This is a genomic window from Pseudomonas sp. E1MeOHC2, assembly GCF_058745025.1.
Map to the genome: position 1 here is coordinate 2,098,567 of NZ_CP196675.1, position 24,097 is coordinate 2,122,663.

Here is a 24,097-nt window from a genome sequence, read left to right on the forward strand (position 1 = left end):
AGGGGACGTGCCCTCAATGCTGCCAAGGAGAAGCCCCGTGGTTGAACGTGTCTTGTATGTTTGCGCCTCACCGAGAGGCGAGCGCTCGGTTTCCGCTCAGATTGCCGAAGTGTTCCTGGCGGCGCTGGCTGAGCGCAAAGCCGTGGAGGTTGACCGCCTGGACCCTTGGGAATGCGAGCTTCCCGAAGTGGATGGCGACCTGCTCGCGGCCAAGTACGCAGGGCTTGTCGATGCCCCGCTTTCGCCCGCGCAAAACGCTGCATGGGCGCAGATCAGCACGCTCGCCAAACGGTTCCACCGGGCCGACACGGTATTGTTCAGCGTACCGCTGTGGAATTTCGGCATCCCCTACAAACTCAAGCACCTGATCGACGCCATTTCGCACAAAGGGGTTTTGTTCACCTTCGACGAGCAGGGGTTGAACGGCATGCTGGGTGGGCGCCGGGCAGTCGCCATCTACACCCGCGGGCTAGGTTATGGCCCCGACTCACAAACCCCCGACCAGGCATTTGGCCTGGAAAAACCCTTCCTCGATGCGTGGTTCCGCTTCGTCGGTATCAACCAGGTACACAGCATCGTGGCCGAACAGACGCTTGGCCCTGCAGGCGCCAGCATCCGTGCGAGCGCCCTTGAAGCCGTGACCTTGCTGGCGCAGAACATCGACCAGCAAGAGGCCCGGACCTTGATTGTCGGCCGCACCGGCTGACATGCGCGCTGTTACTGGATCTGCTCCGGCGTGACGATCACCCAGTTTTTGTCCGCAGTCACCGGCAGCCCTTCCTTGGCCTGTGCTGCGGCGTGCTTGGCGATCATGCCGTTGAGCTGGTCCATGTATTTGGCCTTGCGGTTTATCCACAGGTGGATGCCCCCCTTGCCCACATCCACCCCGTGGAACTGCATGTAGCCATCACTGGTCGGCGTATCGCCGCCCACCAGCACCGGTCTTTTCCACTCGTCGATGTAGGTGAGGATCGCCGCCTGCTTGCCTGCCATCCAGGTCGCTGGGGTCCACAGGTACGGCGTCAGCTCCAGGCCTTCGTTGGCCTTGGGGTCATAGGTGCCGGCGCTGATCTGCTTGCGCGCCGTGGTCAGTTGACCGTTGGCGCGGTCCTTGAGCAACAGGCTGACGCCAATGACGTTCTGCGGTTTGACGTTGTAGCCGTACTTGGGGTCGGACGCGACCATGCGCACCAGCTCTTCGGACGCGGCAGAAATGACATACACCTCGATGCCGTTTTCCATCAGCTTGTTGAACAGCTCGGCCTGCCCGGCAAACACCTTGGGCGGCTGCACCTCGATGGCCTTGACCTGGTCACCCTCAAAATAAGTGCTGGGCACGGGCTTGCCGGAGTCCATCAAGGCATCGACCTGGGCTTTCAGCTCTTTCAGGGTAAAGCCCGAGAACACCTGTGCCACCCACGGGTAGCAGACCATGTCGTCGATTTCGCACAGGCGGTAGTAGTAACTGAACAAGCTTTCCTTGTGCTCGGCTGTGTCCTTGAACGGAATCAGCTTCAACGAAGGGTCGAGCTTGTCGCGGGTCAGCAGCCCCTTGTTTTCCATGAACGGCAGCAAGGCCTCTTCAAGGTCGTAGCGGTAACTGGTGTTGTCCATGTCGAACACCGCGTAGTTACCTTTGTTGGCATTGGCGGTGATCATGCTGTCGAGCTGTTTGGCCGCCTCGGCGGGCCAATGCTTGAGTTCGGTGGCCCAGGTTTGGGCACCGAACAACAGGGACAGGCCGAGGGCGAGCGCTTTCGGAGCGAACTTCATGTGCGAATCTCCTGAAATGACCGGGAAACGCTAGTCCAACATTGCGCGCCGGCAAGCCCTGACAACGACGTTAAGGCAGCTTGAAACGCCGTGTTCATTGCTATTTGCGACACGTCGTTATTCCATAAACGACTAAGCACATTCCATTTGGGTATAAATTCGTTTGTTTTCAGGCTGTTAGCATTTCCGTTCGTAATCGCTCACAGAGGCGATGCCTCTTCTGTTTTTGTTGGAGCTTCAATGAACCTGCCGCTGTCTCTTAACCTGCTGGCATTCCTGGCCCTGCTGCTGGGCCTGGCACAAACCCGCCGCACCGACTGGAGCCTGGCCAAGAAGGTCTTGTTGGGCTTGGTGCTGGGCGTGGTGTTCGGCCTGGTGCTGCACACGCTCTATGGCGCTGGCCACCCGGTCCTGAAGGCCACCATCGCCTGGCTCGACCTGGTCGGCAACGGCTACGTCGGCCTGCTGCAGATGATCGTCATGCCACTGATCTTCGCCTCGATCCTCAGTGCCGTGGCCCGCTTGCACAATGCCTCCTCGCTCGGCCGCATCAGCGTGCTCAGCATTGGCACCCTGCTGCTGACCACCGCCATCGCCGCGTTGATCGGCATCGTCCTGACCAACCTGTTCGGCCTGACAGCGGACGGCCTGGTGGCCGGCGTGCAGGAAAGCGCGCGGCTGCAAGCGATCCACAGCGACTACGCGGGCAAGGTCGCCGACCTCAACATCCCGCAACTGCTGTTGTCGTTCATCCCCAGCAACCCGGTGGGCGACCTGGCGCGGGCCAAGCCGACCTCGATCATCAGCGTGGTGATCTTCGCCGTGTTCGTCGGCCTGGCCGCCCTGCAACTGATCAAGGACGATGCCGAGAAGGGCGAGCGCGCCCTGTCGGCCATCGACACCCTGCAAGCCTGGGTCATGCGCCTGGTGCGCGTGGTGATGAAGCTTACCCCCTATGGCGTGCTGGCCTTGATGACCAAAGTGGTGGCCAGCTCCAACCTGGACGACATCCTCAAACTGGGTAGCTTCGTGGTGGTGTCGTACATCGGCCTGGGGCTGATGTTCGTGGTGCATGCCGCCATCCTGGCGGCGACCGGCGTGAGCCCGCTGCGCTTCTTCCGCAAGGTGTGGCCGGTGCTGACTTTCGCCTTCACCAGCCGCTCCAGCGCCGCCAGCATCCCGCTGAATATCGAAGCGCAGACCCGCCGCCTGGGTGTGCCGCAGTCGATTGCCAGCTTCAGCGCCTCGTTCGGCACCACCATTGGCCAGAACGGTTGCGCGGGCCTGTACCCGGCGATGCTGGCGGTGATGGTTGCGCCTGCGGTGGGGATCGACACCTTCGACCCGCTGTGGATCGCGACCCTGGTCGCCATCGTCACCCTGAGCTCGGCCGGGGTTGCCGGGGTGGGCGGTGGTGCGACCTTCGCCGCGCTGATCGTGCTGCCGGCCATGGGCTTGCCGGTTGAACTAGTGGCGCTGCTGATTTCGGTGGAGCCGTTGATCGACATGGGCCGTACGGCGTTGAACGTGAATGGCTCGATGACGGCCGGGGTGGTGACCAGCCAGCTGTTGAAAGAGACTGACAAGGACGTGTTAGCGGGTGACCAGCATGCAGAGCTGAGTCATAGCTGAGATCGCTGGGGGCGCTTTGCGCCCCTTTCGCGGCGCAAGGCCGCTCCCACAGGCCAGCGCCGAATCTGAACAATGGGCGCTCCCACAATGACCAATGTTATCTGTGCGTCGCGATAGGGGCGCAAAGCGCCCCCAAAAATCTCAAACCTTGTCCCAAACATCGAAGTGATACACCGGCCCCGCCCCTTCAGGCGCTTGCGGCTGACTGCTCACCCGCTGCCACTGCCCCTCGTCAAACGCAGGGAACCACGCATCCCCCTCCGGCGACAACTCGACCCGGGTCAGGTACATGCGGCTCACCAGCCCCTTCTCCAGCGCCTGCCCATACAGCTGCGCCCCGCCAATCAGCATCAGCTCATCGACCCCCTGCTCACGCGCCCACTGATCGGCCCGCACCAGCGCCGCCTCCAGCGAGGGGAACACCTCGGCACCGGCAAGCGTCAGCCCCGGCTGGCGGCTGACCACGATATTCAGCCGCCCCGGCAAAGGCCGGCCCAGCGAGTCCCAGGTCTTGCGCCCCATGATGATCGGCTTGCCCAGGGTCGTGGCCTTGAAGTACTTGAAATCCCCCGGCAGGTGCCAGGGCATGGAGTTGTCGATGCCAATCACGCGGTTCTCGGCGAGGGCCGCGATCAGGCTGAGGGGGAGTGTGCTAGTCATGCCAGCGAGGATAGCAAACCCGCCGTGGGTTATGCTTCTGCCCTGACCTGTGCAATGGAAGACCTTGTGACTGGACCAACGCCACTGGACAAACGCTGGCTCACCGAAGCGGTACGCCTGCGCGAGGAACATGCCGGCCCCCTGGAAGACCAGGAGGCCAACCGCCACGCCCGCCAGGCCGGCGGCGACCTGGCGGCCCGTATCGAAACGCGCGCGCTGTTTCTGGCCGACCGCGACGGCATGACTGCGGCCCTGCGCCACTGGAAACAGGGCGCGCGCCTGGCGCTGCTGGCTATGTTGATCATGGCCGCCTTCAGCGGCGCGGGCCTGGCATTGGCGGCGCTGGGGGACGGCCAACGCCCGGTGAACGTGTTCTGGGCGCTGGGCAGCCTGTTGGGGTTGAACCTGTTGATGCTGCTGGGTTGGGCGATAGGCTTCGGCCTCAGCGGCGAGCAGAGTGCGGGCCTTGGCCGGCTGTGGCTGTGGCTGAGCGAACGCTTTGCCCGCGATGCCAAGGCCGCGCACCTTGCGCCCGCGCTGCTGGTGCTGCTGCAGCGCCAGCGCCTGAATCGCTGCTTGCTCGGCGTGCTGGTGCACGGGCTGTGGCTGCTGGCGATGATGACCGCGTTGGCGATGCTCCTGGCGTTGCTGGCCACCCGGCGTTATGGCTTTGTCTGGGAAACCACCCTGCTCGCCGCCGAGCCGTTCATCCACATGACCCAGGCGATCGGCGCCCTGCCTTCACTGCTGGGCTTTGCCGTGCCAGACGAACACATGATCCGCGCCAGCGGCGACACGCTGCCAGCCCTGGACCTGGCCCGCCAGGCCTGGGCCAGCTGGTTGCTCGGCGTGGTGCTGGTCTATGGCCTGCTGCCCCGCCTGCTATTGGCCGCTTTGTGCCTGTGGCGCTGGCGCCAGGGCCGCGCACGCCTGGCGCTGGACCTCAGCCTGCCGGGCTACGCGGCCTTGCGCGAAAGCCTTATGCCACGCAGCGAGCGCATCGGTGTGCAGGACGCCGCGCCCGAGACCTTGCCCCACTTCGCAGCCGGCCAGTTGGAGAGCGGCAGCAGCGGTGCGCTGCTGGTCGGCCTGGAGCTGGACGACCAGCGCCCCTGGCCGCCTGCCCTGCCCAACAGCGTGACCGATGCCGGTGTGCTCGATAGCCGTGAATCGCGCAACCGGCTGCTCGAACAACTGAGCCGCTTCCCCCCGGCGCGTCTGGCCATCGCCTGCGACCCACGCCGCTCGCCCGACCGCGGCAGCCTGGCGCTGCTGGCCGAGCTGGCACGCAATGCGGGCGCCACCCGTATCTGGCTGCTGCAGGCGGCGCCAGGCGAGGCCCTGGATGCCGAACGCCTGGGCGACTGGCACGAAGCGTTGGACCGCCTCGGCCTGCCCCACGCCGACACCTCGCCCCTGACCTGGCTGGAGCATGGCCATGACTGAGCCACTGAAGCTGGCCGTGGTCGGCCATACCAATGTCGGCAAGACCTCGCTGCTGCGCACCTTGACCCGCGACGTGAGCTTTGGCGAGGTGTCCCATCGCCCCAGCACCACGCGCCATGTGGAAGGCGCACGCCTGTCGGTGGACGGCGAGCCGCTGCTGGAGCTGTACGACACCCCCGGCCTGGAAGATGCCATTGCCCTGCTCGACTATCTCGAACGGCTCGAACGCCCAGGCGAGCGCCTGGATGGCCCTGCCCGGTTGGCGCGCTTCCTCCAGGGCAGCGAGGCACGCCAGCGCTTCGAGCAGGAAGCCAAAGTGCTGCGCCAGTTGCTGGCCAGCAATGCCGGCCTTTACGTCATCGACGCCCGCGAGCCGGTGCTGGCCAAATACCGCGACGAGCTCGAAGTGCTGGCCAGCTGTGGCAAGCCTCTGCTGCCGGTGCTCAATTTCGTCGCCAGCAGCCAGCACCGCGAGCCTGAATGGCGTGAAGCCCTTGCCCGCCTTGGCCTTCACGCTTTGGTGCGGTTTGACAGCGTGGCCCCGCCTGAAGACGGCGAACGCCGCCTGTACGAAAGCCTGGCCCTGCTGCTGGAAGACGCCCGCCCTGCCCTGCAACGGCTGATCGACGACCAGCAGGCGCAACGCCAGGCTCGCCATCAAAGCGGTAAACGCCTGATCGCCGAACTGCTGCTCGATTGCGCCGCCTGCCGGCGCAGCGTCGTGGCCGAACCCGCCGCAGAAGCCAAAGCCATCGAAGCGTTGCGCCAGGATGTGCGGCAACGCGAACAGCGCTGTGTGGAGGCGTTGCTCAAGCTGTATGCCTTCCGCCGCGAAGACGCCCATGCCAGTGACCTGCCGTTGCTGGATGGTCGCTGGGGCGATGACCTGTTCAACCCCGAGACCTTGAAGCTGCTGGGCGTGCGCCTGGGCAGCGGCGTGGCGGCGGGTGCAGCAGCGGGGGCAGGGGTCGATCTGCTGGTCGGTGGCCTGACCCTTGGCGCGGCGGCCTTGGCTGGCGCAATCGCGGGCGGCGCGCTGCAGACGGCACGCAATTACGGGTCGAGGTTGATGGGCAGGCTCAAAGGTCAGCGTGAGCTGACTGTGGACGATACGGTGTTGCGGCTGTTGGCGCTGCGTCAGCAGCAGCTGATGGTGGCCCTGGATAACCGCGGGCATGCCGCGCAAGACAGCATTCGCCTGGGCGAGTTGGACGAAAAAGCCTGGCGCGAGGGCAAGTTGCCAGACGCGCTGGTCAAGGCCCGGGCGCATCCGCAGTGGTCGACGCTAAACCCGGGGGCGCGGGTGAACCAGGCGGAGCGGCAAGAGCAGTTGGAAGCGTTGGTGTTGCAGATCTAGGAGGCTGTTGCGTGTTTGTAGGCGCGGCCTTGCCGGGGCGCCGGACCGGTCGGAAAGGGCCGCGCCTACAGGTTACTGCTGCGCCACCTTCTCCGACTTGCCGTCATACCGCTTGCGCCACTCGGCCAAAATCTCATCACGGTGCTTCGAAGCCCAGGCAAAGTCGTTCTTGATCAACCGCTGCTCATAATCAGCCGGCAATTCGGTCTGCGGCTTGGCGATACCCGGCGCGGCAAGCACCGCGAAGTTCTCCTTGTACAGCTCCATCGCCGCAGGGCTGGCCGAAAAATCTGCCAGGCGCTTGGCCGCATCGGCCTTTGGCGTGCCCTTGATCACCGCCGTTGCCTCGATTTCCCAACCCAACCCCTCTTTAGGCAGCACGATGTCCAGCGGTGCCCCCTGGCGCTTGAGCTGCACGGCGGGGTACTCGAACGAGATGCCGATCGGGAACTCACCCGCCGCCGCCAGCTTGCACGGCTTGGAGCCGGAATGAACGTACTGGCCGATGTTCTGGTGCAGGGCGTCCATGTAGGCCCAGCCCTGAGGCTCGCCAAAGGTCTGCAGCCAGGCGCTGACATCCAGGAAACCCGTGCCGGACGAGGCCGGGTTGGGCATGACGATCTTGCCCTTGTACTCGGGCTTGGCCAAATCCTGCCAGCTTACCGGCTTGCTCAGGCCCTGCTTCTCGGCCTCGATGGTGTTGAAGCAAATGGTCGCGGCCCAGACATCCATGCCCACCCACGCCGGTGGGTTGGCCGCGTCGCGGTAGTTCGCCGAAATCTTGCCCAGGTCCTTGGGCGCATACGCTTCAAGCATGCCGTTCTGGTCGAGAATGGCCAGGCTGGACGCTGCCAACCCCCATACCGCATCGGCCTGCGGGCGCTCTTTCTCGGCCAGCAGCTTGGCGGTGATGATGCCCGTGGAGTCGCGTACCCACTTGATCTCGATGTCCGGGTTGGCCTTTTCGAAGGCCTGCTTGTAGGTCTTGAGCTGCTCGGCTTCCAGCGCGGTGTAGACCGTCAGCTGGGTCCCGGCGGCCGAAGCCTGCAGGCTGAACACGGCAGAAACGGCAGCGGCAAGTGCAAGGTGCTTGAACATGGTGGGGTTCCTTACAGGTCAGGCAGTCGCGGCGCGTTGGCGCCAGGCTTGGGAGCGGCGCAACAGGCCGCGTGAGGCTGCGGCCAGCAGCAGTGAGGCGCTGGCGCTGGTCAGCAAAATCAGGGTGGACATGGCGGCGGCACCGCCGACGTTGCCCGCGTCGTCCATGTTCAGCACGGCAACGGCAGCGAGGATGGTGTCGGGGCTGTACAGGAAGATTGCCGCCGACACGGTGGTCATCGCCGAGACGAACAGGTAGCGGATGATGTCCAGCAGCGCCGGCAGGCAAATCGGCAAGGTCACCCGCAGGAAGTGCCGGTACAAGGGCGCCTTGAGCGACAAGGCGGCAGCCTCGAACTCACCGTCGAGCTGGCGCAGGGCGGTGGTCGCGGTCATCTGCGCGGTGGTCAGGTAATGGGCGATGGTACAAATGACCAGCAAGCCCATGCTGCCGTACAGCACATGCAGCGGGTTGCCGCTGAGGTTGAAGAAGAACACGTAGCCCAGGCCCAGGACCAGGCCCGGCACCGCCATGGGGATGAAGCTGAGCAGGCGCAGCGACTGGTTGAGCAGGCGTTGACCCTGGGTCTTCTCCATCAGGTAGGCACCGCAGAAAATCACCATGCTGCCGATCAGCGCGGTGCCGATCGCCATGGTCACGCTGTTGCGGTAGGCCAGCCAGCCACCACCGGCGGTGTCCTCGAACATGTAGTGCTTGAGCGACAGCGACAGGTTGTAGGGCCAGAACGTGACCAGCGATGAATACACGGCCATGCCGATCACCAACAGCAGCACCGCGCAGACCACCAGCACGATGGCCAGGAAGCAGGCATCACGGCGGCGCGAGGGTTTGGGCTCGAACACCTGCGCACGCCCGCTCATGGCCTCGCCCTGGCGGCGGCGCAACCAAGCATCGACGGCGAAACTCAGCAGTGCCGGCAGCAGCAAGACCATGCCAATCAGTGCACCACGGCCGAATTGCTGTTGGCCAACGACAGCCTTGTAAGCCTCCAGGGCCAGCACCTGATAATCACCCCCGACCACGACCGGGACACCGAAGTCGGTGATAGTCAGGGTGAACACCAGGCAGAAGGCGGCGAACACGGCCTGGCGCGTGGCTGGCCAGGTAATGCTGGAGAACGCACGCCAAGGCCCGGCGCCCATGCTGGCGGCGGCGTCGAACAGGCGTGCATCGGCCAGCGACAGGGCCGACAGCAGAATCATCAATGCATGCGGGAAGGTGTAGATGGCCTCGCCCAGCACGATGCCCCAAAAGCCATAGATGTTGTCGCTCAGCAGCCCGCGCAGCAGGCCCTGATTGCCGAACAGGTAGACCAGCGCAATAGCCGGCAGCATCGAGGGCGCCAGCAACGGCAGCAACGAGACACCCCGCCACAGGCCCTTGGCCGGGATCAGGGTGCGTTGCAAGGCATAGGCGAACAGGTAAGCCAGTGGGATGACGATGGCCGCGACGGTGAACGCCACCGACAGGCTGTTACCGAGCAGCCAGTGGAAGCTCTCGCTGGCGAACAGCTCACGGGCGGCCACCAGGCCGCCACCCTGGCCGGCCTCTGCGCTGAAGCCGCGCCAGAAAATCGCCAGCAGCGGCATCAGCACAGCCAGCACCAGCAGCATCAACAGCAACCACTTGCCGCCGACGACAAACAGCCGGTCCCCCAGGGCAACACCCTGGCGAGACGTGGCATTGGCCGGGTTCAGCGGCAGAGACATTGGCGCGGCCATCTCAGGCGAACACCTGCAGGCTCTGCGGTGGCAGCGCCACCCAGATGTCCTGCGAGCCCAGGCGCGGCATGGCCTCGGGGGCCAGTTCGGCCAGCAATGCATGGCCTGGCAGGGCTTTGAGTTCAAAGCTCATGCGGCAGCGATTACCGAGGAAGGTGATCTCGCGGACCATGGCCGGAAACAGGTTTTCTTCGTGCACTGGCGGGTTGACCGTGATCGCCTCAGGGCGGCAGAACAGGCGGCCGCTGCTGGCCCGCGCCGACCCCGGCGACAGGCGCATGCGCATGCCACCGACCTGGGCCTGGCTGTCACCGCTGCGCTGGAACGGCAGCCAGTTACCCTGGCCAACGAACTCGGCAACGAAAGGCGTGGCCGGCTGGTCGTAGATGGCCTGCGGCGTGGCGTACTGCTCGACCTGGCCGTTGTTCATCACGGCGATGCGGTCGGCCATCAGCATGGCCTCGTCCTGGTTGTGGGTGACCATCAAGGTGGTGATACCCAGTTGGCGTTGCAGTTGGCGCAGTTCGGTGCACAGGTGCTCGCGAACCCGCGCGTCCAGTGCCGACATCGGCTCGTCGAGCAACAGCAGCGAAGGCGCCGGCGCCAGGGCACGGGCCAGAGCCACACGCTGCTGCTGGCCGCCAGAAAGCTGCCCTGGGTACTTCTTTTCGCTACCAGACAGGCCGACCAGCTGGAGCATTTCAACCACCCGCTGCCGCGCCTGCTCACGGCCACTGCCCATCAGGCCATAGGCAATGTTGGCTTCGACGGTAAGGTTGGGGAACAGCGCGTAAGACTGGAACAGAATGCCGTAGTCGCGGGCCTGGGGTGGCAACTCGGAGATGTCGCGCTCGCCGATGTACAGCTCACCGCGGTCCTGGCGTTCGAGGCCGGCGATGCAGCGCAATAGCGTGGTCTTGCCGCAACCGGATGGGCCGAGCAGGCACACCAGCTCGCCGGCGGCGATGTCCAGGGAGACATCGTTGAGCGCGGTGAAGGCGCCGAAGCGCTTGTGAATGTTGCGCACTTTCATCTGTGCGCCAGGCGTGGCGTTGTTCATGGCAAGGCCTCATCAAAGAGATGGGGCCATGCTAGGAAGGCTGTGCGACGGTTCTGTGGCGTTCAGGCAAAAGCTGGCGATAGTGGTATAGGCAGATTTTGTACTGGCCTGTGCGGGCCTCTTCGCGGGCAAGCCCGCTCCCACAGCGACCGCACAGTGCCTGAAGGCAGCGGGATACCTGTGGGAGCGGGCTTGCCCCGCGAAGAAGCCACCACAGACCTAGAACTGTGAACCGGCCACTTCCTGCGCAACCCCTAGGAACGCCGCAGGCAAACGCGCCTGGCGCCGCTCCTTCAGGCAATACAGGTACTCATGCATCACCGGTGCATCCTCCAACGCCAGCACCCGTAATTCGGGGTTGTGCGGCACCTCATGCCGGGCAATCACACTGATGCCGATGTTGCGCAGCACGGCCTCACGGATCGATTCGCGGCTACCGATTTCCAGCAACGTCCCGGCTTTCACACCGGCCTCCTGCATCATCTGTTCGGTCAGCTTGCGCGTGGTCGAGCCCGGCTCGCGCATCAACAGGCAATGCCCGCTCACCACGTCGATGGACACCACCTGGCGATGCGCCAACGGATGGTTACGGTGTACCGCCACCACCAACGGGTCGGTGCCCAAAACCCGGCGCACCAGGCGAGCATCCTCCAGCAGTTGCGACGAGGCGGCGATATCGACCCGGTAATCTTCGAGCATTTCCAGCACTTGCTGCGAGTTGCCGATCTCCACCGCCACGTCTACTTGGGGCAGGCGCTCACGGAAGATCTTCACCAGATCGAGAATGTAGTAAGGCGCAGTGGCCGCGATGCGCAGGCTGCCCTGGGCCTGGCCACTGTTGCGCAGTTCGAACTCAATGTCGGCCTCCTGCTGCAGCAATGCCTTGACCATCGGCAGCAGGCGCACACCCTCCTCGCTCAACACCAGGCGCCGGCCGCCACGGTAGAACAGCTCCACCGCATACTGGCTTTCCAGGTTGCGGATCTGCGTGGTCACGGTGGGCTGGCTGAGCCCGAGCTTCTTCGCCGCCAGGGTGATGCTGCCTAGGCGGGCCACCATGTAGAAGGCTTTGAGCTCCGAACTCAGCATGCACGTCCTCTATTTGCGCAACAGGCGCAAGCCGTTGAACACCACCAGCAGGCTCACGCCCATGTCGGCGAACACCGCCATCCACATGGTCGCCATGCCGGCAAAGGTGATCGCCAGGAATATCGCCTTGATGCCCAGGGCCAGAACGATGTTCTGCCTGAGAATCGCCGCACTTTGGCGCGACAGCCTGACGAAGGCCGGGATTTTGCGCAAGTCGTCGTCCATCAACGCCACATCGGCCGTCTCGATGGCAGTGTCGGTGCCCGCCGCCGCCATGGCAAAGCCGATTTCGGCACGGGCAAGGGCCGGCGCATCGTTGATACCGTCGCCGACCATCCCCACCCGATGGCCTTGGGCATACAGGTCTTCGATGGTCTTGAGCTTGTCGGCCGGCAGCAGGTTGCCTTCGGCGCGGTCGATGCCGACCTGGGCGGCGATGGCTTCGGCGGTATGGGGATTGTCGCCGGTGAGCATGACCGTCTTGATACCGAGCTCATGCAGCTCGGCAATCGCCTGGCGGCTGCTCTGCTTGACCGTGTCGGCCACTGCGAACAACGCCAGGGGGCCACTGCGGTCGAGCAGCAACACCACGGTCTTGCCCTGACGCTCCAGCGTATCCAGCTGCGCCTCCAGCGCCGGCGAGCACAGGCCCAGTTCCTCCACCAGGCGGTGGTTACCCAGGTGGTAAAGCTCACCCTCGATCACCCCACGCACACCGCGACCGGCCAGGGCTGCGAAGTCGTCGACCTCTTTCAGGGCCAGGCCTTGTGCCTTGCCGAATTGGGCGATGGCATGTGACACCGGGTGGTCCGAGCGCTCGCCCAGGCTGGCAGCCAAAGCTTGCGCGCGGCCTTCGAACAGCGGGTCCAGCACCTTGGCGTCGGTCTGCACCGGCTTGCCGTGGGTAATGGTGCCGGTCTTGTCGAGGGCCAGGAAGTCCAGCTTGCGCCCGCCTTCCAGATAAACGCCGCCCTTGATCAAGATGCCCTTGCGCGCTGCCGCAGCCAGGCCACTGACGATGGTCACCGGGGTAGAAATGACCAAGGCGCACGGGCACGCCACCACCAGCAGCACCAACGCACGGTAAATCCAGTCGAACCAGGCGCCTGCCAGGAACAGCGGCGGGATCACCGCCACCGCCAGGGCCACGGCGAACACCACGGGGGTGTAGATGCGCGAGAAGCGGTCGACGAAGCGCTGGGTCGGCGCCCGGGCGCCCTGGGCCTCCTCGACGGCCTTGATGATGCGCGCCAAGGTCGATTGCCCGGCACCAGCAGTGACACGGAACTCCAGCGCACCCGCCTGGTTGATGGTGCCAGCGAACAGTTTGTCGCCCACGGCTTTTTCCACCGGCAGGCTTTCACCGGTGATGGGCGCCTGATCGACGCTGGATTGGCCACTGGTCACTTCGCCATCCAAGCCGATGCGCTCGCCTGGCCGTACCCGCACCAAAGCGCCGATAGCCACCTCGCGCACGTCCACCTCACGCCACTGGCCATCGGCTTGCCGCACGGTCGCCATGTCGGGGGTGAGCTGCATCAGGCCGCTGATGGCATTGCGTGCCCGGTCCAGGGAGCGTGCCTCGATCAGCTCGGCGACCGTGAACAGCACCATCACCATGGCCGCCTCCGGCCACTGGCCGATCAGCACAGCACCGGTCACGGCAATGCTCATCAACGCGTTGATGTTGAGGTTGCGGTTTTTCAGGGCGATCCAGCCCTTCTTGTAAGTGCCCAGGCCGCAACCCAGGATCGCCGCCAAGGCCAGGGCGGCCACCAGCCATTCAGGTGCAAACCCGGTGAAATGCACGATTTCTGCGGCGATAGCCGCGACACCGGACAACGCCAGCGGCCACCAGCGGGTTTTGCTTGGCGAGGGTGCAGTCGCGGTGGCGGCGTCCCCTTCGGTGAGAGGCTCGGCCTTCATGCCCAGGCTGTCGATGGCCCGCTCGATCTCGGCAGTACCGCCCAGCGTGTGCCGCACGCCAAGCACACGGTTGATCAGGTTGAACTCCAACTGCTCGATACCCGCCAGCTTGCCCAGCTTGTCCTGGATAAGCGTTTGCTCGGTGGGGCAGTCCATGGCCTCGATGCGGAAGCGGCTAAGCTGCGCGTCGCCGCTGGCTTTTTCGCTCAACTGCACCAACGCCGGGGCGCCAGCGCTGGCGCAGCAGCTGTGGGCGTGGTGGTCGTGCTTGTGGTGGGGCCTGACAGGCTGGTTCATTGGGTCATCCTTAAAGTGAGCCTGTTGCCAAGTGAACACCCTGTAGCCACTATAGGGTCAAGCCATCTGCTGGAGATTTCGCGATGAAGATTGGAGAACTGGCAAAAGCCACCGATTGCGCCGTAGAGACCATCCGCTATTACGAGCGTGAACAGTTGTTGCCGGAGCCAGCGCGCACCGACGGCAATTACCGGCTCTACACCCAGGCCCACGTCGAGCGGCTGACCTTCATCCGCAATTGCCGGACCCTGGACATGACCCTGGACGAAATCCGCAGCCTGTTGCGCCTGCGCGACAGCCCAGAAGGCTCGTGCGGCAGCGTCAATGCGTTGATTGATGAGCATATCGCCCATGTGCAGGCGCGTATCGATGGCTTGGTGGCACTGCAGGAGCAACTGGTGGAGCTGCGCCAGCGGTGCAGCGCGCAAGGCGCAGAATGCGCGATCTTGCAGCAACTGGAGGTGAACGGGGCGGTATCGGTACCGGAAGGTGAGCATTCGCATGTAGGCCGAAGCCACGGGCATTGAGATTGCCGGGGGCAGTCAGTTACGGCGCAGTCTCGAGGGTTTGCGCGGCACCTGTGGGAGCGGCCTTGCGTCGCGAAAGGGCTGCAAAGCAGCCCCAGCGATTTAGGGTCACACCGCCATCGGCGCCGTCATTGGCGCGTGATGCTCATACCCTTCCAGGCTGAAATCACTCGGCTCGATCTTCTCCAGCCACTCCGGCTCATACTTGCCGGTTTCGGCAAACGCCGGCACGCGATCACTGATCACCAACTTCGGCGCTTCCAGCGGCTCGCGCTTGAGCTGCTCGTTGAGCATGTCCAAGTGGTTTTCGTACACATGGGCATCGCCGATGAAGTAGGTGAACCAGCGCGGGGTATAACCGGTCAGCCGGCCGAACAGCGACAACAAGGCCGCGCCTTCGGTGAGGTTGAACGGCGTGCCCAAGCCCAGGTCGTTGGAGCGAATGTAGAGGGTCAGGGAAATTTCCCGGGTCTCGGCATTCGGGTGGAACTGGTACAGCAGGTGGCAAGGCGGCAGGGCCATTTCATCCAGCTGGGCGCAGTTCCAGCCGTGGAACAGGATGCGGCGGCTGCCCGGGTCGTTGGCGATGGTGTCCAGGCACTGGCGCACCTGGTCGATGGCCTTGTACAGGATGACAAAGGCCTGGCCGTCTTCCTCGTCCTGGGCAATTTTGCGGAAGCCCTGTTTTTCAGCCATCTCGATGGCCGCCGGGTTGCTCAGCGGCACACGCTTGTAGCCCGGCCATTGGCGCCACTGAACACCGTAGATCTCGCCCAGGTCGTCATGCCCCTGGCGAAACGGGTTGGCCAGCCACTGGGCATTTTCGTTGGCGTTCTGGTCCCAGACCTTGCAGCCCAGCTCACGGAATTCACCGGCGTTCTTCACGCCACGCAAAAAACCGACCATCTCGCCGATGGCCGACTTGAACGCCAGCTTGCGCGTGGTGATGGCCGGGAAGCCCTTCTGCAGGTCGAAACGCAGCATGGCGCCCGGCAGGCTGATGGTGCGGATGCCGGTGCGGTTCTCCTGAAGGGTGCCGTTTTCGATGACGTCACGGACCAGGTCCAGATACTGTTTCATGGCTTACCTGTAGCAAGAACGGCAGGGGGATCACCCCTGCCGTTGGAAATCAGATGGCGGGTTTCGCCGTGGGTTTGCGATTATAAGCCCACCAGATCAATCCGAGGCCGGCCAGAATCATCGGGATGCAGAGTATCTGACCCATGGTCAGCCAGCCCCAGGCAATGTAGCCCAGCTGGGCATCCGGCACCCGGACGAATTCGACGATGAAGCGGAAGATCCCGTAGAACAGCGCGAACATGCCCGATACCGCCATGGTCGGCCGCGGCTTGCGCGAATACAGCCAGAGGATCAGGAACAGTGCCACGCCTTCCAGGGCGAACTGATACAGCTGCGAAGGATGGCGCGGCAGCTGGGCGGGGTCGCTGAATGGCGGGAACACCATCGCCCACGGCACGTCGGTCGCCTTGCCCCAGAGCTCGGCATTGATGAAGTTGCCGATACGCCCAGCGCCCAGGCCAATCGGCACCATCGGTGCGACAAAGTCCATCAGCTCGAAGAACGATTTGTTGTTGCGCTTGCCGAACCACAGCGCTGCCAACATCACACCAATGAAGCCGCCATGGAACGACATGCCCCCCTTCCACACCTCGAAGATCAGCGTCGGGTTGGCCAGGTAGGCGTGCAAGTCATAGAACAGCACGTAGCCCAGGCGACCACCGACGATCACCCCCATCGACAACCAGAACACCAGGTCGGACAGCTTCTCACGGGACCAGGTGGGGTCGAAGCGGTTCAGCCGACGCGAGGCGAGCAGCCAGGCGCCGCCGATACCGACCAGGTACATCAGGCCGTACCAGTGGATTTTCAGCGGCCCGAGGGCCACGGCCACGGGGTCTATCTGCGGGTAAGGCAGCATGGATATTCCTCTAGTTTCAAATCAGCGAGCTAAATCAAAAAGCTGAGGCCGACGCAGAACAGCAGCGCGGCGAACAGACGCTTGAGCAGGCGTGGCGACAGCTTGTGCGCCAGGCGCGCGCCGAAGCGGGCGAAAAACATGCTGGTCAGGGCAATGCCGACCAGCGCGGGCAGGTACACGTAGCCCAGGCTGTGGGCCGGCAGGTGTTCTTCGTGCCAGCCCAGCCACATAAAGCTCAGGGCACTGGCCACCGCAATCGGCAGGCCACAGGCCGAGGACGTTGCCACTGCCTGCTGCATGGGCAGGCTGCGCCAGGTCAGGAATGGCACGGTCAACGAGCCACCACCGATACCGAAGATCGCCGAGGCCCAGCCGATCACCCCGCCCGCTGCGGTCAGCGCGGGTTTGCCGGGGATGCCGCGGCTGGCCTTGGGCTTGAGGTCCAGGGCCATTTGCGCGGCGATGATCAGGGCGAACACACCGATGATCTTCTGCAGCAGCGGGCCCTGGATCAAGGACGCGGTCTTGGCGCCGATACCGGCGCCGATCAGGATGCCCAGGGTCATCCAGGCGAAGATCGGCCACTGCACCGCACCCCGGCGATGGTGTTCGAGCACCGCGTTGATCGAGGTGAAAATGATGGTTGCCAGCGAAGTGCCGACCGCCAGGTGGGTCAATACCGAAGGATCGAAGCCCTGCAAGGTGAAGCTGAACACCAGCACCGGCACGATGATGATGCCACCGCCCACGCCGAACAGCCCGGCCAGCACGCCAGCGCATGCGCCTAACAGCAGATAGAGTACGAACTCCATTCGTTGCCCCTGAGCAAATCAATCCGGCATGGTAACGGAAGCCGGCCCCGAGGCTCTAGTGAACTTCGTGACAGGATGGATCAGTACCGCTGCAGTGGGTAGAGTGGCAAAAAACACAGAGGCCCAACCGATGTGCCTGATCGTATTCGCCTGGCGGCCGGGGCATGCCCTGCCGCTGATCGTGGCGGCCAACCGCGACGAGTTCTATGCCCGGCCCACGCAGGCCCTGGCGGCCTGGGAGGATGCGCCTGGGGTGTATGCCGGGCGTGACCTGGAGGCTGGCGGCACCTGGCTGGGCGTGGGGCCGCAGGGGCGCTTCGCGGCGCTGACCAACATCCGCGACCCAGGGCAGGCCCTGGGCGCACGTTCCCGAGGGGAGTTGGTGGCGGCGTTTCTGCAGGGTGAGCTTGATGTGGAAGCTTATCTGGACCAGGTGGCCAGCCGCAGTCGCCAGTATTCGGGGTTCAACCTGCTGGTGGGCGATGGGGCGCAGTTAGGGTTTTTGCACGCCCGAGACGCCACGCCGCGCTTACTGGGGCCTGGGGTCTATGGGCTGTCCAATGCCGGGTTGAATACGCCGTGGCCGAAGCTGGTGAAGGCGCGCAGCGGGCTGGAGGGGTTGCTTGAGTCAGCAGACCCACAGCGTTTGCTGGCGTTGCTGGCCGATGGTGATCCGGCCCCCGAGAGCGAATTGCCGGAAACGGGAGTGGGGTTGGCGACCGAGAAGCTGCTGTCGAGTGTGTTTATTGCCAGCCAGAACTATGGGACGCGGGCAAGCACGGTGCTGATTGTGGATGATAAGGGTAGAAGGCGGCTGATTGAGCGTAGTTTCGGGCCGTTTGGTGGGCATTTGGGGGAAGTTGAGCTGGAAGCCTGATACAACAGCGTTTGCTGTACCGGCCTCGTGGCAAGCCCACTCCCACAGGGTTCTGAGCTGCGCCCTTTCTGTGGGAGCGGGCTTGCCCCGCGAAGAGGCCGGTACGGGTCTCAGAGGCTCTTGTTCGCCCCTGGCCCGATCATCCGCGCCAACCCAAGGTTCTTCAGCGCCAACTGCAGCGAGCTGTGGATAACCTGCGGGTTGTCATGGCCCATGGCCTCGGTGAGCAGCTCCTTGGCCTTGCTCATGTTGATCTGGCGCAGCATCCACTTCACCTTGGGCAGGTTGGTGGCGTTCATCGACAGGCTATCGAAGCCCATGGCCATCAACAGCACCGCCGCCGCTGGGTCACCGGCCATTTCGCCGCAGATGCTCACCGGCTTGCCTTCGCCATGGGCATCGCGCACCACGGTGTTCAGTGCCTGCAGCACCGCAGGGTGCAGATAGTCATACAGGTCAGCGACCCGTGGGTTGTTGCGGTCGACCGCCAGCAGGTACTGGGTCAGGTCGTTGGAACCGACCGACAGGAAGTCCACCTGCCGCGCCAGCTCCTTGGTCTGGTACACCGCTGCCGGGATCTCGACCATCACGCCAACCGGTGGCATCGGCACATCGGTGCCTTCGTCACGTACCTCGCCCCAGGCGCGGTGGATCAGGTGCAGCGCCTCTTCCAGCTCATGAATGCCAGAAATCATCGGCAGCAGGATGCGCAGGTTGTTCAGGCCTTCACTGGCCTTGAGCATGGCGCGGGTCTGGACCAGGAAGATTTCCGGGTGGTCGAGGGTGACGCGGATGCCGCGCCAACCCAAAAACGGGTTTTCTTCCTTGATCGGGAAGTACGACAGCGCCTTGTCCCCGCCAATATCCAGGGTACGCATGGTCACCGGCAGCGGATGGAAGGCCGCCAACTGCTCGCGGTAGATCGCTAGCTGCTCTTTCTCGCTGGGGAAGCGCTGGTTGATCATGAACGGCACTTCGGTGCGGTACAGCCCTACCCCTTCGGCGCCGCGCTGCTGAGCACGGGCGACGTCGGCCAGCAGGCCGGTGTTGACCCACAGCGGCATGCGGTGGCCATCAGGGGTGATGCAAGGCAGCTCACGTAGCGCATCCAGGCCCTGCGCCAGCTGACGCTCCTCCTCGACCACTTCGCTGTACTGCTTGCGCAGCACGTCGCTGGGGTTGGTGAATACCTCGCCCTTGTAGCCGTCGACGATCAACTCGATACCATCGACCTTGGAATACGGCAGATCGACCAGGCCCATCACCGTCGGAATACCCATGGCACGGGCCAGGATGGCGACGTGGGAGTTGCCCGAGCCGAGTACCGACACCAGGCCGACCAGCTTGCCCTCAGGCACCTCGCCGAGCATCGCCGGTGTCAGTTCTTCGCTGACCAGGATGGTATTGTCGGCGTACACCAGCGATTGCGAACGGGCCTCCTGCAGGTAAGCCAGCAGCCGGCGGCCAAGGTCCTTGACGTCCGAGGCACGCTCACGCAGGTAGTCATCGTCCATCAGTTCGAAGCGGTTGACGTGTTCGCCGACCACTTGGCGCAAAGCGCCCTGGGCCCACTGGCCGGTCTTGATGACCTCGGTCACCTCGCCACCCAGGGCGGCGTCTTCGAGCATCATCAGGTACACGTCGAACAACGCGCGCTCTTCGGGACGCAGCTGGGTGGCCAGCTTGGCCGACAGCTTGCGCATGTCGTCGCGCACGCCTTCAAGGGCGTTTTGGAACAGGTTGAGTTCAGCGTCGATGTCTTCGACGGCCTTGTCCGGCACCACTTCGAGGTCTGCCGGTGGCAGCATCACCACCGCACGCCCCACGGCGGCGCCTGGCGAGCCCGGCACACCGACAAAGCGTGCCTCCTGGATACCCTTGCCCTGGCGACCAAGGCCACGGATGGAGCCAGTGGCCTCGGCGTGGGCGATAACCCCGGCGAGCTGGGCACTCATGGTGACCAGGAAGGCTTCTTCACCTTCGTCGAACTGGCGGCGCTCCTTCTGCTGGATGACCAGTACCCCGACCACCCGACGGTGGTGAATGATCGGCGCACCCAGGAAGGAGGCGAATTTTTCTTCACCGGTTTCGGCAAAGTAGCGATAACGCGGGTGATCGGCGGCGTTTTCCAGGTTCAGCGGCTCTTCCCGGGTACCGACCAGGCCGACCAGGCCCTCGTTGGGGGCCATGCTGACCTTGCCGATCGAACGCTTGTTCAGGCCTTCGGAAGCCATCAGCACAAAGCGGTTGGTTTCCGGGTCGAGCAGGTAGACCGAGCAGACCTGGCTACCCATGGCCTCCTTGACGCGCAAGACAATGATCCCCAACGCCGTCTTGAGATCTTTGGCGGAGTTCACTTCCTGGACGATCTTGCGCAGCGTATTGAGCATGGCTCGGGGTCGAACTCCGTCGTCAGTCGCGCGTCAGTAGACGCGGTGCTAGCTCTTTCAGGGCGCGTCGGTAGACCTCGCGCTTGAATGTCACAACCTGGCCCAGCGGGTACCAATAGCTGACCCAGCGCCAGCCGTCGAATTCCGGCTTGCCCGTCAGGTCCATCCGCACCCTTTGTTCATTGCTTACCAGACGCAGCAAAAACCACTTCTGTTTCTGGCCGATGCACAGCGGCTGGCTGTGCGTACGCACCAGACGCTGGGGTAAACGATAACGCAACCAGCCGCGGGTGCAGGCAAGAATTTCCACATCATCGCGTTCAAGGCCAACTTCTTCGTTCAGCTCGCGGTACAGGGCATCTTCCGGCGTCTCGTCAGGGTTGATGCCACCCTGGGGAAATTGCCAGGCATCCTGGTTGATCCGTCGAGCCCATAGCACCTGCCCGGCATCATTCGTAAGAATGATCCCGACATTGGGGCGAAAACCATCCGGGTCGATCACGGCAGCAACCTCGCAAACGCATGTCACCGCATTGTTCCACAAAGCCTGCGAGCGCAGCAACGCGCCCGCCAAGCTTATGTGCAGCGAGGTGAAAACTCCGTATTCTGCGGGCCTACCTTGTGGCTGATGCGAGTGAACGCGATGCGCCTGGCTTTATTCGACCTGGACAATACCCTCCTCGGTGGCGACAGCGACCATGCCTGGGGTGACTATCTGTGCGAGCGCGGCATTCTCGACCCGGTCGCCTACAAACAACGCAACGATGCCTTCTACCAGGATTACCTGAACGGCACCCTGGACTTGCAGGCCTACCTGGCCTTTTCCATGGAGGTTCTGGCGGCAACGCCTGCGGCCCAGCTCGACGAATGGCACCGCGATTTCATGCGTGACTGCATCGAGCCGATCATCCTGCCCAAGGCCCTGGCGTTGCTGCAGCAGCACCGCGAGGCGGGCGACAAACTGGTGATCATCACCGCCACCAACCGGTTCGTAACCGCGCCCATCGCCCGCCGCCTGGGCGTGCGGGTGTTGCTGGCTACCGAATGCGAAACCGACGATGGCCGCTATACCGGGCGTAGTACCGATATACCGTGTTTCCGTGAAGGGAAGGTGACGAGGTTGCAGCGCTGGATGCTGGAAAACGGCCATGACCTTGAGGACAGCTATTTCTACAGCGATTCGATGAATGACCTGCCCTTGCTGCAGCAGGTGACGCATGCGGTGGCGGTGGACCCGGACCCCAACCTGCGGGCGGAAGCCGAGCAGCGTGGGTGGCCGGTGATTTCGCTGAGGGATTGAGTATTCCTATTCCGGCCTCTTCGCGGGGCAAGCCCGTTCTCACAGAATCATCACATCCCTCAGGCTTGTGGTGGTCCTGTGGGAGCGGGCTTGCCCCGCGAAGAGGCCGGCATGGACAGCACAAGGCCGTCAGACTGGCTTGGCACCCATCAGGCCGGCAATGGACAGGAAGCAAACCCCGCTGAACACCGCCAAGGCCAAAGTAAACCGCAACCCCACCACCTCAGCCTTGCGCAGCCGATTCAACCGCACCAGCAGCCACCACACGGCAAACGCACCCAGCGTATAGATGACGCTGGACGCCAGCACCCAGGTCTGCCCCAGCGGCCAGCCGACCAGGTGCACCAGCCACCAGCCGGTGACCGGCATGCTCACCAGGCACACGCCCATGACCAGCCAGACGAACACCAGCGGCCGGCGCAGCAGTTTGCCGTAGGCCTCGGCATCGCCCAGCCGGCGGGCGCGAACTGTCCAGATCACCAAGCCCAGCGCCCCCAGAAGCAGCAGCGCAGTGGCGGTGATGTGCAAGGCTTTGAGCGTCGTCAGGTGTTCCATGTCTTCATATCCTTGCGTGATGAGCCAAGCTTAGTCGCTCAACCCAAAAACAGCCGGTAAGCCGGGTTGTCGGTCTCGTCCCAATACGGATAGCCGATCTTGGCCAGTGCCGCCGGCACCAGGTGGCGTTCGTCTTCCGGTACCTGCAAGCCCGCTACCACGCGTCCGTCGGCAGCGCCATGGTTGCGATAGTGGAACATCGAGATATTCCAGCGCCCGCCCAGTTTGTTGAGGAAGTTGAACAATGCACCCGGCCGCTCGGGGAACTCGAAGCGCAGCACGATCTCATCACTGGCCCCGGCAGAGTGGCCACCCACCATGTGGCGGATGTGCAGCTTGGCCAGTTCGTTATCGGTCAGGTCGGTGACCGGGAAGCCCTGCTCGCTCAACTGCTGTACCAGTGCCGCGCGCGGGTCGTTATCTGGGTGGGTCTGCACGCCCACGAAGATATGCGCCTCGTCTGAGGTGTGCTTGCGGTAGTTGAATTCGGTGATCTGGCGTTTGCCGATGGCTTCGCAGAAGGCCTTGAAGCTGCCTGGGCGCTCGGGGATGGTGACAGCGATGATCGCTTCGCGCTTCTCGCCCAGTTCGGCGCGCTCGGCCACGTGGCGCAGGCGGTCGAAGTTGACGTTGGCACCCGAATCGATGGCAACCAGGGTTTGCCCGGTGACGCCATACAACTCGACGTACTTCTTGATGCCGGCAACACCCAGCGCACCAGCAGGCTCGGTGATCGAGCGGGTATCGTCGTAGATATCCTTGATAGCTGCACAGATCTCGTCAGTGCTGACAGTGATCACCTCGTCCACGTGCAGGCGGCAGATATCGAAGGTGTGCTGGCCGATCTGCGCCACCGCCACGCCGTCGGCAAACAAACCGACCTGCGGCAGCACCACGCGCTCGCCTGCGGCCATGGCAGCCTGCAAGCAGTTGGAGTCGTCCGGCTCGACGCCGATCACCTTGATTTCCGGGCGCAGGTATTTCACGTAGGCGGCGATACCGGCGATCAGGCCACCGCCGCCGACCGGCACGAAGATCGCGTCCAGCTGGCCAGGGCGCTGACGCAAAATTTCCATGGCCACCGTGCCTTGCCCGGCGATGGTGTGCGGGTCGTCGTAGGGGTGGACGTAGACGTAACCCTTCTCATCGACCAGTTTGAGCGAATAGGCCAGCGCCTCGGGGAAGGAGTCGCCATGCAACACTACCTTGCCGCCCCGCGAACGCACGCCTTCGATTTTGATCTCCGGGGTGGTCTTGGGCATCACGATGGTCGCCTTGATCCCCAGCTCACGCGCCGCCAGGGCCAGGCCCTGGGCGTGGTTGCCGGCCGAGGCGGTGACCACGCCACGGGCCAGCTCTTCAGGGCTCAGCTGTGCCAGCTTGTTGTAGGCCCCGCGAATCTTGAACGAGAACACCGGCTGCAGGTCTTCGCGCTTGAGCAGGACGTGGTTGCCCAGGCGCTTGCTCAGTTGCCCAGCGCTCTGCAACGGCGTTTCGACGGCGACGTCGTAGACGCGCGAGGTGAGGATCTTCTTGACGTACTGTTCGAGCATCGGGAAAGCATCACTGGCCGCGGGACAAGGGCTGCGAGTCTACCCCAGCGCTACGTCGGGCGA

The 24,097-nt window shown here is 63.9% G+C and carries 21 protein-coding genes; 7 read left to right on the top strand and 14 right to left on the bottom strand.

From position 1 onward, the window contains the following. Positions 1-37: 37 nt before the first annotated feature. Positions 38-706: an FMN-dependent NADH-azoreductase gene (locus ACSSU5_RS09320; RefSeq protein WP_264311153.1), complete on the top strand. Its 669-nt coding sequence runs from the start codon at positions 38-40 to the stop codon at positions 704-706. An 11-nt stretch (positions 707-717) separates the two neighbouring features. Here the strand turns inward: ACSSU5_RS09320 and ACSSU5_RS09325 are convergent, their stop codons facing one another. Beyond that, positions 718-1,773: an HAD family hydrolase gene (locus ACSSU5_RS09325; protein WP_492561052.1), complete on the bottom strand. Its 1,056-nt coding sequence runs from the start codon at positions 1,771-1,773 to the stop codon at positions 718-720. A gap of 240 nt (positions 1,774-2,013) precedes the next feature. Between ACSSU5_RS09325 and ACSSU5_RS09330 the strand changes: the two genes are divergently transcribed. After that, the gene (locus tag ACSSU5_RS09330) at positions 2,014-3,405 is read left to right on the top strand and encodes an L-cystine transporter (protein WP_492561053.1); all 1,392 of its coding nucleotides are present in this window, start codon (positions 2,014-2,016) and stop codon (positions 3,403-3,405) included. Positions 3,406-3,546: 141 nt separating this feature from the next. Here ACSSU5_RS09330 and ACSSU5_RS09335 read toward each other — a convergent pair whose 3' ends face one another. Further along, positions 3,547-4,065: a dihydrofolate reductase gene (locus tag ACSSU5_RS09335; protein ID WP_492561054.1), complete on the bottom strand. Its 519-nt coding sequence runs from the start codon at positions 4,063-4,065 to the stop codon at positions 3,547-3,549. Positions 4,066-4,119: 54 nt separating this feature from the next. Here ACSSU5_RS09335 and ACSSU5_RS09340 point away from each other — a divergent pair, with 54 nt between their 5' ends. Continuing rightward, positions 4,120-5,511, top strand: coding sequence for a DUF2868 domain-containing protein (locus ACSSU5_RS09340; RefSeq protein ID WP_492561055.1), 1,392 nt, complete (start codon positions 4,120-4,122; stop codon positions 5,509-5,511). Then, positions 5,504-6,868, top strand: coding sequence for a GTPase/DUF3482 domain-containing protein (locus ACSSU5_RS09345; RefSeq protein WP_492561056.1), 1,365 nt, complete (start codon positions 5,504-5,506; stop codon positions 6,866-6,868). Before ACSSU5_RS09340 ends, ACSSU5_RS09345 begins: the two co-directional genes overlap by 8 nt. A 72-nt stretch (positions 6,869-6,940) precedes the next feature. Here the strand turns inward: ACSSU5_RS09345 and ACSSU5_RS09350 are convergent, their stop codons facing one another. The 5 genes from ACSSU5_RS09350 to ACSSU5_RS09370 form a co-directional block, all read right to left on the bottom strand. Then, on the bottom strand, positions 6,941-7,966 hold the full coding sequence (locus ACSSU5_RS09350; RefSeq protein WP_264311147.1) for a putative 2-aminoethylphosphonate ABC transporter substrate-binding protein: 1,026 nt from the start codon (positions 7,964-7,966) through the stop codon (positions 6,941-6,943). A gap of 18 nt (positions 7,967-7,984) precedes the next feature. After that, positions 7,985-9,709: a putative 2-aminoethylphosphonate ABC transporter permease subunit gene (locus tag ACSSU5_RS09355; RefSeq protein ID WP_492561057.1), complete on the bottom strand. Its 1,725-nt coding sequence runs from the start codon at positions 9,707-9,709 to the stop codon at positions 7,985-7,987. A 1-nt stretch (position 9,710) separates the two neighbouring features. Beyond that, positions 9,711-10,769: a putative 2-aminoethylphosphonate ABC transporter ATP-binding protein gene (locus ACSSU5_RS09360; protein WP_492561058.1), complete on the bottom strand. Its 1,059-nt coding sequence runs from the start codon at positions 10,767-10,769 to the stop codon at positions 9,711-9,713. 219 nt (positions 10,770-10,988) lie between these two features. Beyond that, positions 10,989-11,858, bottom strand: coding sequence for a LysR family transcriptional regulator (locus tag ACSSU5_RS09365; RefSeq protein ID WP_264311144.1), 870 nt, complete (start codon positions 11,856-11,858; stop codon positions 10,989-10,991). Between the two features lie 9 nt (positions 11,859-11,867). Continuing rightward, positions 11,868-14,081, bottom strand: a complete 2,214-nt coding sequence (locus tag ACSSU5_RS09370) for a heavy metal translocating P-type ATPase (RefSeq protein WP_492561059.1) — start codon at positions 14,079-14,081, stop codon at positions 11,868-11,870. A gap of 83 nt (positions 14,082-14,164) precedes the next feature. On the opposite strand from ACSSU5_RS09370, the gene cadR reads away from it, so the two are divergent. Next, on the top strand, positions 14,165-14,608 hold the full coding sequence (cadR, locus tag ACSSU5_RS09375; protein ID WP_264311142.1) for a cadmium resistance transcriptional regulator CadR: 444 nt from the start codon (positions 14,165-14,167) through the stop codon (positions 14,606-14,608). A 108-nt stretch (positions 14,609-14,716) separates the two neighbouring features. Here the strand turns inward: cadR and ACSSU5_RS09380 are convergent, their stop codons facing one another. The 3 genes from ACSSU5_RS09380 to ACSSU5_RS09390 are packed head-to-tail and all read right to left on the bottom strand — an operon-like array spanning position 14,717 to position 17,359. Next, the gene (locus ACSSU5_RS09380) at positions 14,717-15,688 is read right to left on the bottom strand and encodes a thymidylate synthase (protein ID WP_264311141.1); all 972 of its coding nucleotides are present in this window, start codon (positions 15,686-15,688) and stop codon (positions 14,717-14,719) included. A gap of 49 nt (positions 15,689-15,737) precedes the next feature. Beyond that, a complete protein-coding gene (lgt, locus tag ACSSU5_RS09385; RefSeq protein WP_264311140.1) occupies positions 15,738-16,547 on the bottom strand; it encodes a prolipoprotein diacylglyceryl transferase in 810 nt (269 codons plus the stop codon). 29 nt (positions 16,548-16,576) lie between these two features. Next, complete coding sequence (locus ACSSU5_RS09390; protein ID WP_264311139.1) at positions 16,577-17,359, bottom strand: sulfite exporter TauE/SafE family protein; 783 nt, start codon at positions 17,357-17,359, stop codon at positions 16,577-16,579. A gap of 130 nt (positions 17,360-17,489) precedes the next feature. On the opposite strand from ACSSU5_RS09390, the gene ACSSU5_RS09395 reads away from it, so the two are divergent. Next, on the top strand, positions 17,490-18,236 hold the full coding sequence (locus ACSSU5_RS09395; protein ID WP_492561060.1) for an NRDE family protein: 747 nt from the start codon (positions 17,490-17,492) through the stop codon (positions 18,234-18,236). A 110-nt stretch (positions 18,237-18,346) separates the two neighbouring features. Here the strand turns inward: ACSSU5_RS09395 and ptsP are convergent, their stop codons facing one another. Beyond that, positions 18,347-20,626 carry a phosphoenolpyruvate--protein phosphotransferase gene (ptsP, locus tag ACSSU5_RS09400; protein ID WP_492561061.1) on the bottom strand — a complete coding sequence of 760 codons (2,280 nt, stop codon included), beginning with the start codon at positions 20,624-20,626 and terminating at the stop codon, positions 18,347-18,349. A 22-nt stretch (positions 20,627-20,648) separates the two neighbouring features. Then, positions 20,649-21,128, bottom strand: a complete 480-nt coding sequence (locus ACSSU5_RS09405) for an RNA pyrophosphohydrolase (protein WP_003249017.1) — start codon at positions 21,126-21,128, stop codon at positions 20,649-20,651. Positions 21,129-21,269: 141 nt separating this feature from the next. Between ACSSU5_RS09405 and ACSSU5_RS09410 the strand changes: the two genes are divergently transcribed. Next, on the top strand, positions 21,270-21,926 hold the full coding sequence (locus ACSSU5_RS09410) for a histidinol-phosphatase (protein WP_264311136.1): 657 nt from the start codon (positions 21,270-21,272) through the stop codon (positions 21,924-21,926). A gap of 129 nt (positions 21,927-22,055) precedes the next feature. Here ACSSU5_RS09410 and ACSSU5_RS09415 read toward each other — a convergent pair whose 3' ends face one another. Together ACSSU5_RS09415 and ilvA are read right to left on the bottom strand one after the other, a co-directional pair. Further along, positions 22,056-22,481, bottom strand: a complete 426-nt coding sequence (locus ACSSU5_RS09415) for a DUF2269 domain-containing protein (RefSeq protein ID WP_264311135.1) — start codon at positions 22,479-22,481, stop codon at positions 22,056-22,058. A gap of 38 nt (positions 22,482-22,519) precedes the next feature. After that, entirely contained in the window at positions 22,520-24,034 is a 1,515-nt protein-coding gene (ilvA, locus tag ACSSU5_RS09420) for a threonine ammonia-lyase, biosynthetic (RefSeq protein ID WP_264311134.1), read from the bottom strand. Positions 24,035-24,097: the final 63 nt, after the last annotated feature.

Excerpts from the sequence above, each read along its gene's own strand:
- lgt (WP_264311140.1), bottom strand. The coding sequence starts at position 16,547 with ATGCTGCCTTACCCGCAGATAGACCCCGTGGCCGTGGCCCTCGGGCCG.
- ilvA (WP_264311134.1), bottom strand. The coding sequence starts at position 24,034 with ATGCTCGAACAGTACGTCAAGAAGATCCTCACCTCGCGCGTCTACGAC.
- ptsP (WP_492561061.1), bottom strand. The coding sequence starts at position 20,626 with ATGCTCAATACGCTGCGCAAGATCGTCCAGGAAGTGAACTCCGCCAAA.
- ACSSU5_RS09365 (WP_264311144.1), bottom strand. The coding sequence starts at position 11,858 with ATGCTGAGTTCGGAGCTCAAAGCCTTCTACATGGTGGCCCGCCTAGGC.
- ACSSU5_RS09390 (WP_264311139.1), bottom strand. The coding sequence starts at position 17,359 with ATGGAGTTCGTACTCTATCTGCTGTTAGGCGCATGCGCTGGCGTGCTG.
- ACSSU5_RS09355 (WP_492561057.1), bottom strand. The coding sequence starts at position 9,709 with ATGGCCGCGCCAATGTCTCTGCCGCTGAACCCGGCCAATGCCACGTCT.
- cadR (WP_264311142.1), top strand. The coding sequence starts at position 14,165 with ATGAAGATTGGAGAACTGGCAAAAGCCACCGATTGCGCCGTAGAGACC.
- ACSSU5_RS09335 (WP_492561054.1), bottom strand. The coding sequence starts at position 4,065 with ATGACTAGCACACTCCCCCTCAGCCTGATCGCGGCCCTCGCCGAGAAC.
- ACSSU5_RS09380 (WP_264311141.1), bottom strand. The coding sequence starts at position 15,688 with ATGAAACAGTATCTGGACCTGGTCCGTGACGTCATCGAAAACGGCACC.
- ACSSU5_RS09340 (WP_492561055.1), top strand. The coding sequence starts at position 4,120 with ATGGAAGACCTTGTGACTGGACCAACGCCACTGGACAAACGCTGGCTC.
- ACSSU5_RS09325 (WP_492561052.1), bottom strand. The coding sequence starts at position 1,773 with ATGAAGTTCGCTCCGAAAGCGCTCGCCCTCGGCCTGTCCCTGTTGTTC.
- ACSSU5_RS09345 (WP_492561056.1), top strand. The coding sequence starts at position 5,504 with ATGACTGAGCCACTGAAGCTGGCCGTGGTCGGCCATACCAATGTCGGC.
- ACSSU5_RS09410 (WP_264311136.1), top strand. The coding sequence starts at position 21,270 with ATGCGCCTGGCTTTATTCGACCTGGACAATACCCTCCTCGGTGGCGAC.
- ACSSU5_RS09350 (WP_264311147.1), bottom strand. The coding sequence starts at position 7,966 with ATGTTCAAGCACCTTGCACTTGCCGCTGCCGTTTCTGCCGTGTTCAGC.
- ACSSU5_RS09415 (WP_264311135.1), bottom strand. The coding sequence starts at position 22,481 with ATGGAACACCTGACGACGCTCAAAGCCTTGCACATCACCGCCACTGCG.
- ACSSU5_RS09360 (WP_492561058.1), bottom strand. The coding sequence starts at position 10,769 with ATGAACAACGCCACGCCTGGCGCACAGATGAAAGTGCGCAACATTCAC.
- ACSSU5_RS09330 (WP_492561053.1), top strand. The coding sequence starts at position 2,014 with ATGAACCTGCCGCTGTCTCTTAACCTGCTGGCATTCCTGGCCCTGCTG.
- ACSSU5_RS09395 (WP_492561060.1), top strand. The coding sequence starts at position 17,490 with ATGTGCCTGATCGTATTCGCCTGGCGGCCGGGGCATGCCCTGCCGCTG.
- ACSSU5_RS09370 (WP_492561059.1), bottom strand. The coding sequence starts at position 14,081 with ATGAACCAGCCTGTCAGGCCCCACCACAAGCACGACCACCACGCCCAC.